12 protein-coding genes and 1 tRNA gene are annotated in these 12,743 nt (G+C 59.0%); all 13 read left to right on the top strand.

Annotation, left to right across the window (positions count from 1 at the left end):
- Positions 1-15: 15 nt before the first annotated feature.
- The 13 genes from ACRWA7_RS26760 to pheT all read left to right on the top strand — a co-directional run bounded on the left by ACRWA7_RS26760 (position 16) and on the right by pheT (position 12,705).
- Complete coding sequence (locus ACRWA7_RS26760; RefSeq protein ID WP_438393336.1) at positions 16-720, top strand: CoA transferase subunit A; 705 nt, start codon at positions 16-18, stop codon at positions 718-720.
- 2 nt (positions 721-722) lie between these two features.
- Positions 723-1,364 (top strand): CoA transferase subunit B, encoded by a 642-nt coding sequence (locus ACRWA7_RS26755; RefSeq protein ID WP_060819058.1) that lies wholly within the window; start codon positions 723-725, stop codon positions 1,362-1,364.
- Between the two features lie 225 nt (positions 1,365-1,589).
- Complete coding sequence (locus ACRWA7_RS26750) at positions 1,590-2,507, top strand: alpha/beta fold hydrolase (protein ID WP_438393334.1); 918 nt, start codon at positions 1,590-1,592, stop codon at positions 2,505-2,507.
- Positions 2,508-2,555: 48 nt separating this feature from the next.
- Positions 2,556-2,921, top strand: a complete 366-nt coding sequence (locus ACRWA7_RS26745) for a RidA family protein (protein ID WP_438393332.1) — start codon at positions 2,556-2,558, stop codon at positions 2,919-2,921.
- Between the two features lie 32 nt (positions 2,922-2,953).
- On the top strand, positions 2,954-5,188 hold the full coding sequence (locus tag ACRWA7_RS26740) for a RelA/SpoT family protein (protein WP_438393330.1): 2,235 nt from the start codon (positions 2,954-2,956) through the stop codon (positions 5,186-5,188).
- 149 nt (positions 5,189-5,337) lie between these two features.
- A tRNA-Val gene (locus ACRWA7_RS26735) sits at positions 5,338-5,414 on the top strand.
- A gap of 274 nt (positions 5,415-5,688) precedes the next feature.
- A complete protein-coding gene (thrS, locus tag ACRWA7_RS26730) occupies positions 5,689-7,596 on the top strand; it encodes a threonine--tRNA ligase (protein ID WP_438393328.1) in 1,908 nt (635 codons plus the stop codon).
- Positions 7,597-7,646: 50 nt separating this feature from the next.
- The gene (gene infC / locus ACRWA7_RS26725; RefSeq protein ID WP_075359824.1) at positions 7,647-8,171 is read left to right on the top strand and encodes a translation initiation factor IF-3; all 525 of its coding nucleotides are present in this window, start codon (positions 7,647-7,649) and stop codon (positions 8,169-8,171) included.
- Between the two features lie 3 nt (positions 8,172-8,174).
- The gene (locus ACRWA7_RS26720) at positions 8,175-8,363 is read left to right on the top strand and encodes a hypothetical protein (RefSeq protein WP_060819052.1); all 189 of its coding nucleotides are present in this window, start codon (positions 8,175-8,177) and stop codon (positions 8,361-8,363) included.
- A gap of 17 nt (positions 8,364-8,380) precedes the next feature.
- Positions 8,381-8,578, top strand: coding sequence for a 50S ribosomal protein L35 (rpmI, locus tag ACRWA7_RS26715; RefSeq protein ID WP_031359004.1), 198 nt, complete (start codon positions 8,381-8,383; stop codon positions 8,576-8,578).
- Between the two features lie 29 nt (positions 8,579-8,607).
- Positions 8,608-8,967 (top strand): 50S ribosomal protein L20, encoded by a 360-nt coding sequence (rplT, locus tag ACRWA7_RS26710; RefSeq protein ID WP_007585475.1) that lies wholly within the window; start codon positions 8,608-8,610, stop codon positions 8,965-8,967.
- Between the two features lie 205 nt (positions 8,968-9,172).
- The gene (gene pheS, locus ACRWA7_RS26705) at positions 9,173-10,186 is read left to right on the top strand and encodes a phenylalanine--tRNA ligase subunit alpha (RefSeq protein ID WP_438393326.1); all 1,014 of its coding nucleotides are present in this window, start codon (positions 9,173-9,175) and stop codon (positions 10,184-10,186) included.
- A gap of 86 nt (positions 10,187-10,272) precedes the next feature.
- Positions 10,273-12,705 carry a phenylalanine--tRNA ligase subunit beta gene (gene pheT, locus ACRWA7_RS26700; RefSeq protein WP_438393325.1) on the top strand — a complete coding sequence of 811 codons (2,433 nt, stop codon included), beginning with the start codon at positions 10,273-10,275 and terminating at the stop codon, positions 12,703-12,705.
- The last annotated feature ends 38 nt before the right edge of the window (positions 12,706-12,743 follow it).

Below are 12,743 nucleotides of genomic sequence, written 5' to 3'. Positions count from 1 at the left end.
ATCAGGAAGGGACACATGAACAAGGTCTATCCCGGCGCGAAACAGGCGCTTGAAGACATCGTGAAGGACGGCCAGACGTTTGCTGTCGGCGGCTTCGGACTGTGCGGCATTCCCGAAGCGCTGATCGCGGCATTGCGCGACACGGGCGTCCAGGGAATCACGTGCATCAGCAATAACGCGGGTGTCGATGGCTTCGGCCTTGGCTTGCTGCTCGAAACCCGTCAGGTGAAGAAAATGATTTCGTCGTACGTCGGCGAAAACAAGGAGTTCGAGCGCCAATATCTGGCCGGCGAACTCGGGCTCGAATTCACGCCCCAGGGCACGCTGGCCGAAAAGCTGCGTGCGGGCGGTTCCGGTATTCCGGCTTTTTTCACGAACACGGGGTATGGCACGGTGATCGCGGAAGGCAAGGAAACGCGCCAATTCGGCGATAACTTTTACGTGCTCGAACCCTCGCTCACAGCGGACGTGGCGCTGGTCAAGGCGTGGAAAGCCGATAAATCGGGCAACCTGATCTATCGCCGCACGGCTCGCAACTTCAATCCCATGTGCGCCATGGCCGGCAGGATCACTGTGGCCGAAGTGGAGGAAATCGTGGAAGTCGGCGAACTCGATCCCGACGCCATTCACACGCCGGGCATTTTCGTGCAGCGCATCGTGTTGAACGCGCATCCGGAAAAACGCATCGAACAACGCGTCGTGCGCGCGAAAGGAGACTGATCATGGCATGGGACCGCAACCAGATGGCCGCGCGGGCGGGCAAGGAATTGCAGGACGGGTTCTACGTGAACCTCGGGATCGGGCTGCCCACGCTGGTCGCTAACCACGTGCCGGCCGGCATGGAAGTGTGGCTGCAATCGGAGAATGGCCTGCTTGGCATTGGTCCGTCGCCGACCGAGGAAGAAGTCGATGCCGACCTGATCAACGCTGGCAAGCAAACCGTGACCACGCTGCCGGGGTCGTCGATATTTTCGTCGGCGGATTCGTTCGCGATGATCCGGGGCGGCCACGTGAACCTCGCCATCCTGGGTGCCATGCAGATCAGCAAGAACGGCGACCTCGCCAACTGGATGATCCCCGGCAAGATGATCAAGGGCATGGGCGGCGCCATGGATCTGGTCGCGGGCGTGAAACGCGTGATCGTGCTGATGGAGCACGTGGCGAAGGGCGACCAGCACAAGATCCTGGAAGAATGCACGCTGCCATTGACGGGCAAGGGCGTGGTCGACCGGATCATCACGGATCTCGGCGTGATCGACGTAACGGACGCGGGACTCAAGCTGGTCGAACTGGCTCCGGGCGTCAGCGTGGAAGAGATTCAGCAAAAAACCGGCGCGCCGCTGGATGTAAGCGGGGTCAAGTAGGATTTTTGAGAACCGGTGCCGTTGCCGGTCATGAAGGGCTGTGCCGACCATGTGTTGGCACAGCCCTTTTTCTTTGGTCTACAAGGACGACGTCGCATATAGCCTGATTAGACTGATTGGCTAACGCTGCGCTCGACAAAAAAACGCGCGGCGCAAAGCGTTTACAATCGATTTCGGGTGGTTTATCCGTTATGCAGCAGCGCCATTGCGCCGAAGGAAATCCTCATGTCAGAGACTATCGTCGAAGCTGCACCGTCCGTTGTTTCCGCTGCGCGTCAGCGCCACGTGCAATGCATCAGCCCATCTGGTTTGCATCGCATGGCGTACACCGAATGGGGTGATCCAGCAAACCCGCGCGTGCTCGTGTGCGTGCATGGGCTGACGCGGTCCGGCCGCGATTTCGACGAGGTGGCGAAAGCGTTCTCGCGGGAGTATCGCGTGGTGTGTCCGGACGTGGTGGGGCGCGGGCTTTCCGACTGGCTCGCGGATCCGAAAAATTACGCCGTGCCGCAATACGTTTCAGACATGGTCGTGCTGATTGCGCGCCTGAACGTGGAGGCGGTGGACTGGTTCGGAACGTCGATGGGCGGACTGATCGGCCTCGGGCTCGCAGGCCTGCCGAACTCGCCCATTCGCAATATGCTGTTGAACGACGTTGGACCGCATGTTGAGCCGGCGGCGCTCGCGCGCATCGGCACCTATCTGGGCCGTGACGAAACCTTCGCCACGCTTCAGGAAGGGGTAGACCACGCGGCGCAACTTGCGGCGTCGTTTGGACCGCTGAGCGCCGAAGAATGGCGTGCGATCAACACGCCGCTGATGCACGAGCGCGACGGGCGCTGGGCCTACAGATACGATCCAAAGATCGCGGTGCCTTTTGCTGCTGCTGATTCGAATGCGGCCTCGCTCGGCGAAGCGATCCTGTGGCGTTCGCTTGCGGCAATCAGGCATCCGGTGCTGGTCGTGCGCGGTGAACAATCGGATCTGTTGTCGCGAGAAACCGTCGAAAAAATGGTCGCGACGGGTCAGGCCGTAAGAAGCGCGGAAATTCAGGGCGTAGGTCATGCGCCAGCGTTTCTCGCGCCTGATCAGATCGATATTGCGTACCGCTTCTTCCTCGATACCGAAACGTACAAGGCATAATATTGGGCTTCGCACAGTTTCTTTGACAATCACTTTTCAGAGGCATCCATGGCAGTCACTCGTCTCCACGTCGGCGCGCGTCTTTCCGAAGCCGCGATCCACAACGGCATCGTTTATCTCGCGGGCCAGATTGCCGAAGACACCGACCAGGACATCACGGGGCAGACCCGTGAAGTGCTTGGCCATATCGACCGCTTGCTGGCAGAAGCCGGTAGCGACAAGACCCAATTGCTGTCAGTGCAGATCTACATCTCGGACATGGCGAACTTCGCTGCAATGAACGCGGCGTGGGACATTTGGGTTCCCGAAGGCAACACGCCTCCGCGCGCCACCGTGGAAGCAAAACTTGCCAATCCCGCGTGCCTCGTGGAAGTGGTTGTCATTGCCGCCATGCTTGACCAGGCGCGTGACTGAGTCCCACACTTTTATTGCACCTGATTGATCGCATGCCTGGTACCGCCATCTCGCCCGCGTTGAACTCCGAGCCGTCCTTTGATGATGCGCTCGCGTTCGTGCGCGAACACGCGGGCGAAGCGCGGCTTACCAGCGGGGAGCTGCTTGCCGAGCACGCGGCCGGGACGGCGCGGATCATGCAGACGTTGAACGTCGATCCGGCGGCAATTGCGGCGGCGGCGTTGTTTGCCATCGCGCCGCACATAGATGATCCCGAGCGTGTGATCAGCGAGCGTTTTGGCGAAGAAGTGCAAAGTCTTGTCGCCGATGTCCGCAAGTTGTGGCGTCTCGGCTCGGTCAGTTCGCGCGCCACGCAGGCGAAGCTGCCCGAAACAGGACGCGACGCGCAGGCTGCACGCCGCGCTCAGGTCGAAGCGTTGCGCAAGATGTTGCTTGCGTTTGCACAAGACATTCGCGTGGTATTGATCCGGCTTGCTTCGCGGCTTCAGTCGTTGCGTTATTACGCGGCGAACAAGCTCGACCCATCGCCCGACGTGCCCCGCGAGACCCTCGAGATTTACGCGCCGCTCGCCAACAGGCTCGGCATCTGGCAACTGAAATGGGAACTGGAAGATCTCGCGTTCCGGTTCGAGGAACCGCCTACTTATAAACGCATCGCCAAGCTGCTCGACGAAAAGCGCGTCGAGCGCGAAGCCTATGTAACTGACGCCATCGCGCGTTTGCAGACCGAACTGGCTACGGCGCACATTCGCGCGGAAGTGAGTGGACGGCCCAAGCACATCTACAGCATCTGGAAAAAGATGCGCGGCAAGGAGCTGGATTTTTCTGAGCTGAACGACGTGCGCGCGTTTCGGGTGATTGTTGACGACATCAAGGATTGCTACACAGTGCTGGGTATCGTCCATAACTTGTGGCAGCCCGTGCCGCGGGAATTCGACGACTACATCTCACGGCCGAAGCCGAATGGCTACAGGTCGCTGCATACGGTCGTGGTCGGCGACGACGGCCGCGCGTTCGAAGTGCAGATCCGTACACAGGAAATGCACAACTTCGCGGAATATGGCGTGGCGGCGCACTGGCGTTACAAGGAAGCTGGCACGCGAGCGTACGGCGGGCAGGTCACGGCCGCTGAAAAATACGACGAGAAGATTGCGTGGTTGCGGCAGTTGCTGGCCTGGAAAGACGATGTTTCCGAAGGCGACCAGCCCGGCGCGCAACCCTGGCAGCATCTGCGTGAAGCGACGCTCGACGACGACCATATCTACGTGCTCACGCCGCAGGCGCGCGTGATCGCGATGCCGCATGGATCGACTCCGGTGGATTTTGCGTACCACTTGCATAGCGAGTTGGGACACCGCTGTCGCGGTGCCCGTGTCGATGGCGCCATGGTGCCGCTCAACACACCGCTGCAGAACGGCCAGACCGTGGAGATCGTGGCGGTGAAGGAGGGCGGCCCGTCTCGGGATTGGCTCAACCCTTTGCTCGGCTATCTGCACAGCCCGCGCGCGCGGCAAAAAGTGCGTGCTTGGTTCAACGCGGTCGATTCCGAAGAGAACATAACGAACGGCCGCGCGCTGGTTGAAAAGACCTTGCAGCGCGAAGGCAAGACATCGGTCAACCTGGATCAACTGGCATCCAAGCTGGGCTTCAAGACGCCGGAAGATCTGTATGCGGTCGTGGGCAAGGAAGAATTCAGCCTGCGCAATATCGAGCAGGCGCTGCACGACGCGCCGCCGCCGGAACCTGAACCCGAAGCGCCCGCGCAGTTCGAAAAGCGCAGCAGCGGGCAAAGTGTTGCGCAGGGCGCCTCTACAGGGGTGCTGGTGGTTGGTGTGGACGCATTGCTCACGCAGCTTGCGCGTTGTTGCAGGCCGGCTCCGCCCGATCGTATCGCGGGGTTTGTGACACGCGGCAAAGGCATGTCGATCCACCGCAGTGATTGCGCAACGTTCCAGCGGATGGCCGAGCGTTCGCCTGAACGCGTGCTCGAAACCGCGTGGTCCGCCGAGGTCATGAACGGACGAGGTTCCTCTGTTTATCCGGTGGACCTTGCCGTTGAATCGAATGACCGGCAAGGCTTGTTACGCGACATCTCGGAAGTCTTCGCGCGCGAGAAGATGAACGTGACCGGCGTGAAAACGCAAAGCCGGCGCAACGTGGCCTACATGCAGTTCACCGTCGAAGTATCGAGTGCGGCGCAGATTCAGCGCGCGTGCGCGTTGCTCAGTGAAGTACTGGGCGTTGTGCGGGCATCGCGGCGCGGGTAGTGATATTTGTACGTATGAACTCAGGGCTTAACGCTTTGAATCTGAAGCGCATTGTTCGTGCTTCTTAAACGTATCCACGAATATCTTCGGTGTCGTCGAATGAAAGCACTTGCCAGGATTCAAAACGCACCATATAATTTCGCTTCTTCAGGCTCGTAGCTCAGCTGGTTAGAGCACCACCTTGACATGGTGGGGGTCGTTGGTTCGAGTCCAATCGAGCCTACCAACGAAAGTGAAAGTCCGGCTCGCCGGATTTTCAAAACTGCAGCAAGCGCCTTGGCGCGAAAGGCAAATGAACAAGATGGCACCGCGAACGTTGACCGATACAACTTCGGAACGACGCTAGTCGAGGACCACTTTCGCCTTTGCAGTTGTAGGAAAGTGAATGCGGCCCCTCGAAAAGTGGGGCCGCATTTTTTTTGTCTTGCGCAGTTGATTTGTGTCCTGCAAGGCATTGTTGAATGAACTTGAGCGCCGGCTTCGGTGTCTTGGAGAACGAAATGGTTTCGATACGTTTGCCCGACGGGTCAGTTCGTCAGTACGACCACCCGGTGACGGTTGCGGAAGTTGCCGCATCGATTGGCGCTGGACTTGCCAAAGCCGCTCTGGGCGGCAAGCTCGACGGCGAACTCGTCGATACGTCCACGTTGATCGACCACGATGCATCGCTTGCGATCGTCACGGACAAGGACGCCGACGGTCTCGACATCATTCGTCACTCCACCGCGCATTTGTTGGCTTACGCGGTCAAGGACTTGTACCCGGAAGCGCAGGTCACCATCGGTCCCGTGATCGACAATGGTTTTTACTACGACTTCGCGTACAGCCGTCCCTTCACGCCGGAAGATCTCGAAAAGATCGAGAAGCGCATGGCCGAGATCGCGAAGAAGGACGAGCCTGTCTCGCGCCGTGTCGTCACGCGCGGCGAGGCGGTGGACTACTTCAAGAGCATCGGCGAGAAGTACAAAGCTGAGATCATCGAATCGATCCCGTCAACCGACGACATCAAGCTTTACTCGCATGGCGGTTTTACCGACCTGTGCCGCGGGCCGCACGTGCCTTCCACGGGCAAGCTGAAAGTCTTCAAGCTGATGAAGGTTGCCGGCGCTTACTGGCGCGGCGACTCAAAGAACGAGCAATTGCAGCGCATCTACGGCACGGCCTGGACGAAGAAAGAAGACCAGGAAGCGTATCTGCACATGCTCGAGGAAGCCGAGAAGCGCGACCACCGCAAGCTCGCGAAGCAACTCGACCTGTTTCATCTGCAGGAAGAGGCGCCCGGTATGGTGTTCTGGCATCCGAAGGGCTGGGCGATCTGGCAGCAGGTCGAGCAATATATCCGCCGCCGCCTGAGCGAAACCGGTTATCTCGAAATCAAGACGCCGATGATCATGGACCGTTCCCTGTGGGAAGCGTCGGGTCACTGGCAGAACTATCGTGAAAACATGTTCACGACGGAGTCCGAGAAGCGCGATTACGCCATCAAGCCAATGAATTGTCCCGGCCACGTCCAGGTGTTCAACCATGGCTTGCGTTCGTATCGCGACCTGCCGCTGCGTTACGCGGAATTTGGATCGTGTCATCGGAATGAAGCGTCCGGCGCGCTGCACGGCTTGATGCGCGTGCGCGGCTTCGTTCAGGACGACGCGCACATTTTCTGTACGGAAGACCAGTTCATCGAAGAATCGATTGCGTTCAATACGCTCGCGATGAGCATCTATCAGGATTTCGGGTTCGATCACATCGACATCAAGCTTTCGCTGCGTCCGGACGCCCGTGCCGGTACCGACGAAACCTGGGATCGCGCCGAGCAAGGGCTGCGCGACGCGCTGACGGCGTGCGGTCTGACGTGGGAAGAATTGCCGGGCGAAGGCGCGTTCTATGGCCCGAAGATCGAATATCACATCAAGGACGCGCTGGGCCGCTCGTGGCAATGCGGTACGCTGCAGCTCGACATGGTGTTGCCGGAACGTCTGGGCGCCGAGTACGTGGCGGAAGACAACAGCCGCAAGCGCCCGGTCATGCTGCATCGGGCGATTGTTGGCTCAATGGAACGTTTTCTCGGAATTTTGATCGAGCACCACGCTGGTGCAATGCCGTCGTGGCTCGCGCCGGTGCAGGCTGTCGTCCTGAATATTGCTGAAAGTCAGGCGGAATATGCACAGCAACTGGCCCAATCGTTGCAAAAACAAGGGCTTAGAGTAGAGAGCGATTTGCGCAACGAGAAGATTAGCTATAAAATACGTGAGCACACGCTGCAAAAGGTCCCGTATTTGCTGGTCGTCGGCGACAAGGAGCGTGAAGCCCAAACCGTAGCCGTGCGTGCTCGTGGCGGTATCGACGCTGGCGTGATGCCGGTCGATGCATTCCTTGAGCGTCTGCAGCATGACGTGCAGGCGTACAAGTAAGCCCACCCGCAGCGCGGCTAGTTTTTTTGAATTTTTAGAGGAAACGTAACATCGCTACTGATAAGTCGGCACATCGCATCAACGGGGAAATCACGGCACCTGAACTGCGCCTGGTTGGAGTGGACAACGAGCCGCTGGGAATCGTGAAGCTCGCTGATGCTTTCCGCATGTCGGAACAGCAAGACGTGGATCTCGTCGAAATCGCGCCGCAGGCCGTCCCGCCTGTCGCCCGGTTGATGGACTACGGCAAGTTCAAGTATTCGGAAGCCAAGAAGCAGCATGAGGCCAAGCTCAAGCAGAAGATCGTTCAGGTCAAGGAAGTGAAGTTCCGGCCTGGCACCGACGACGGTGACTACAACGTGAAACTGCGTAACCTCACGCGCTTCCTCGAAGACGGCGACAAGACGAAGATCACGTTGCGTTTCCGCGGCCGCGAAATGGCCCACCAGGAAATTGGCATGCGCGTGCTCGAGCGGCTCAAGGCCGATCTCGAAGAGCACGGTCAGGTCGAGCAAATGCCGAAGATGGAAGGGCGCCAGATGATCATGGTCATGGCCCCGAAGAAAAAGAAGTAATCGATGGATCGCGCGGCCCGCATGTTTCAGGGCCGGCGCGGCATCGAGCAAGCAGGTTTCAGGGCGTTGCCGGATAATGGCGGCGCTCATGAAAAAGCGGTGACTTTCAAAGTTGCCGCTCATAAGTGGCATGTGGGTTTCGAAGGGCGGGTCAGGATCGAATGGATCGACCGCACACCCATATCCATCTAATAAACTGGAGTAGTTTCATGCCGAAGATGAAGACCAAGAAGAGTGCTGCAAAGCGCTTCGTGGTGCGTCCGGGCGGTACCATCAAGCGTGGTCAAGCCTTCAAGCGTCACATTCTTACCAAGAAAACCACCAAGGTAAAACGCCATCTGCGCGGTTCCACGGAAGTTCATGCATCTGATATGAACTCTGTGCGCGCAATGCTGCCGTTCGCTTAACCCTTAACTGACACTCACAGGAGCGCACTATGCCTAGAGTCAAACGTGGGGTTACCGCACGGGCCCGTCACAAGAAGATCATCAAGCTGGCCAAGGGTTACCGCGGCCGTCGCAATAACGTCTATCGCATCGCCAAGCAGGCGGTCATGCGCGCAGGGCAATATGCCTATCGCGATCGCCGCAACAAGAAGCGTGTGTTCCGTGCTTTGTGGATCACGCGTATCAACGCTGCGGTGCGTCAGCACGACATGACGTACAGCGTGTTCATCAACGGCCTGAAGAAGGCTTCGATCGAACTCGACCGCAAGGTGCTGGCCGACATGGCTGTGTTCGACAAGGCTGCTTTTGCTGCGATCGTCAAGCAGGTAAAAGCCGCCGTTGCAGCCTGATCGAGCTTGTTAGCGAGATTGGTACTGCGTGGTTCGTTGTAGCGTGTCCTGGCTGTATTCAAGGACAATGCTTCAGCAGAAAACGGGGCTCGACAAGAGCCCCGTTTTTGTTGGTGAATCCGGGTTCAAGCGCAGGTGCGCCGCATCGCGCACATGGTGACCCGGGAACGATCAGAAGATTTTTGACGATGAAATGATGGGATCAATGGATCTGGACCAGATTGTCGCCGACGCGCGAAATGCCTTCGAACACGCCGCGGACGCGGCTACGCTCGAAAACGAAAAGGCCCGCTTTCTCGGCAAGTCCGGGGTGCTCACGGATTTGCTGAAGGGTTTGGGCAAACTCGATCCGGATACCCGCAAGACCGAGGGCGCGCGCATCAACGCGGTCAAGCAGCAAGTGGAAGCAGCGCTGAACGCGCGCCGTCAGGCGCTGGCGGACATGTTGCTGAACCAGCGGCTTGCATCGGAATCGATCGACGTCACGTTGCCCGGCCGGGGTCTTGGCGCGGGCAGCCTGCATCCGGTCATGCGCACGTGGGAACGCGTGGAACAGATTTTCAGCACGATTGGTTTCGATGTGGCCGACGGCCCCGAAATCGAGACTGACTGGTACAACTTCACCGCATTGAACAGCCCGGAAAATCATCCGGCGCGCTCAATGCAGGATACGTTTTATATCGACGGGAAAGATGCGAATGGGCGGCAACTGCTGCTGCGCACGCATACGAGCCCGATGCAGGTGCGCTACGCGCGCATGAACACGCCGCCGATCAAGGTGATCGTGCCGGGCCGGACGTATCGCGTGGACAGCGACGCCACGCATTCGCCCATGTTCAACCAGGTCGAAGGTCTGTGGATCGACGAGAACATCAGCTTTGCCGACCTGAAGGGCGTGTATTCGGATTTTCTCAAGAAATTCTTCGAGCGCGACGACATTCTCGTGCGCTTCCGCCCGTCGTATTTTCCGTTCACCGAGCCGTCCGCCGAGATCGACATGATGTTCGAGCATGGCAAGAACGCCGGTAAATGGCTCGAAATCTCAGGATCGGGACAAGTGCACCCGAACGTGATCCGCAACATGGGGCTCGACCCGGAACGGTATATCGGTTTTGCGTTCGGCAGTGGCCTTGAACGCCTGACCATGCTGCGCTACGGCGTGCAGGATCTGCGCCTTTTCTTCGAAAACGATCTGCGTTTTCTCGAGCAATTTGCTTGAAAAGCCAGCTGAGCAACCTGCTTGAGGGCAGTGTGCAAAAGGCCGTCGTAGAGACGCGGACACACTTTATTTCGAACTAGACACACATGCAATTCCCGGAATCCTGGCTTAGAACTTTCGTCGATCCCAAGCTGTCGACCGACGAACTCTCGCGCGCGCTCACCATGGCGGGTCTCGAAGTGGAAGGGCTTGCGCCCGTCGCGCCGCCGACCACGAAGATCGTCGTCGGGCAAGTGCTGGAAGTCGCAAAGCATCCGAACGCGGACAAGCTCAATGTCTGTCAGGTCGACGCCGGTACGGGCGAAACGCTCACCATTGTGTGCGGCGCGCCGAACGTGTCGCCGGGCATCAAGGTGCCGGTCGCGCTGGTCGGCGCGGAATTGCCACCGGCCGAAACCGGCGGTGCGCCGTTTGCGATCAAATTGTCTAAGCTGCGTGGCGTGGAAAGCCAGGGCATGTTGTGCTCGGCGCGCGAGTTGAAACTCTCTGAAGATCACAGCGGCCTGATGATTCTGCCCGCCGAAACGCCCATCGGCGAAGACATCAGGAAGACGCTGAATCTGGACGACACCGTATTCGAAATCAAGCTGACGCCGAACAAGGCCGATTGTTTGTCCGTGTTTGGCGTGGCGCGCGAAACCGCTGCGATCACGGGCGCGCCATTGCACGCACTGGGAATCGAACCGGTGACGGCGACTATCGATGAAATCCTGCCCGTCAAAGTGTCGGCGCCGGATTTGTGTGGACGCTTCTCCGGCCGGGTGATCCGCGGCGTGAACGCGCACGCGAAAACACCGCAGTGGATGGTCGAGCGCCTGGAGCGTTCGGGCCAGCGCAGTATTTCGGCGCTCGTCGATATCTCGAATTACGTGATGCTCGAACTCGGCCGTCCGTCGCACGTGTTCGACCTGGACAAGATCCACGGCGGCATTGAAGTGCGTTGGGGAAAGAAGGGCGAAAAGCTCAAGCTGCTGAATGGCAATACCGTCGAACTCGATGAAGCCACTGGCGTCATCTCCGACGACCATCAGGTCGAAAGCCTCGCTGGGATCATGGGCGGCGACAGCACGGCCGTGTCTCTCGATACAACGAATATTTACCTGGAAGCGGCGTTCTGGTGGCCGGACAGTATCCGCGGCCGGGCGCGCAAGTACAATTTTTCGACTGACGCGGCGCACCGGTTCGAGCGGGGCGTGGATTATTCGACAACCGTTGAGCACCTCGAACGCATTACGCGCCTGATTCTCGATATTTGCGGCGGCAACGCCGGTCCAGTCGATGATCAGACGCTTAATGTGCCGAAGCGCGAGCCTGTGAGCATGCGCGTTTCGCGTGCGAACCGGATTATCGGCGTGAAGATTGACGCCGAGGAAATCGCGCAGATTTTCACGCGCCTCGGTCTCCAGTACACGCACGATGGCGATGTTTTCTCCGTGACACCGCCGCCGTATCGCTTCGATATTGAAATTGAAGAAGATTTGATCGAAGAGGTTGCGCGCATTTACGGTTTCGAAAAGATTCCGGCGCGTCCGCCGGTTGCGACCAGCGAAATGCGGCCGACGAACGAAACCCGGCGTTCCATTCACATGCTGCGTCACGCGGTGGCCGCGCGGGATTACGCGGAAACGGTGAACTTCAGTTTCGTCGATGCCGAATGGGAGGCCGATTTCGCTGGTAATTCGAATCCGGTGAAATTGCTCAATCCGATCGCGAGCCAGCTTTCGGTCATGCGCACCACGCTGTTCGGCAGCCTGATCAGCGTGCTGCGCTACAACCTGAATCGCCGCGCGGACCGGATTCGCGTGTTCGAAGCCGGCCGTGTGTTCCTGCACAATCCGTTGATCAAGGCGGGTGAGCTTGCAGTAGAGGGTTTTGCACAGCCGAAGATGATCGGTGGCCTCGCGTATGGCCCGGCGCTTGAAGAGCAGTGGGGCGCGGCGTCGCGCGCGGTCGATTTCTTCGATGTAAAAGGCGACGTCGAGGCGCTTTTCGCGCCCGTGACGCCACGTTTCGTCAAGGCCGAGCATCCGGCGCTGCACCCTGGACGCAGCGCCCGGATCGAGATCGATGGCCGATCGGTGGGCTGGATCGGCGACCTGCACCCGCGCTGGATGCAGAAGTACGACTTGCCGCACGCGCCAGTTTTGTTCGAAATCGAAGCAGAGGCGCTGATGCAGCGCGCGCTGCCGGTGCCTTCCGACGTAACGAAATTTCCGCCGGTTCGCCGCGATATCGCCGTGGTCGTGGACCAGAAGGTGGAAGTCCAGGCGCTCCTCGACGAGCTCGAAAGCGCCCGTTCGGAGCCTGCCTGCAGGTACATCACAAAGCTTGCTTTATTCGATGAATTCCGTCCAAAATCAAGCACTTCCGGTGGGTTGAACGAGCATGAGAAAAGCCTTGCCTTCCGTGTAACGTTGCAAGATACTGGCGGGACGCTTCAGGACGAAACGGTCGAAACGGCCATCAAAACACTGGTGGAACGCTTGACTCGAGTACATGGCGCGCGGTTGCGCGGATAGCCTGTCACTGGCCCTCTCCGTCGTCTTCATCGTCACGC

Source organism: Caballeronia sp. DA-9 (genome assembly GCF_051615025.1).
Classification (GTDB): Bacteria; Pseudomonadota; Gammaproteobacteria; order Burkholderiales; family Burkholderiaceae; genus Caballeronia; species Caballeronia sordidicola.
Note: the sequence above shows the minus strand (reverse complement) of the source record. Positions and strands in the feature narration are given on the sequence as shown.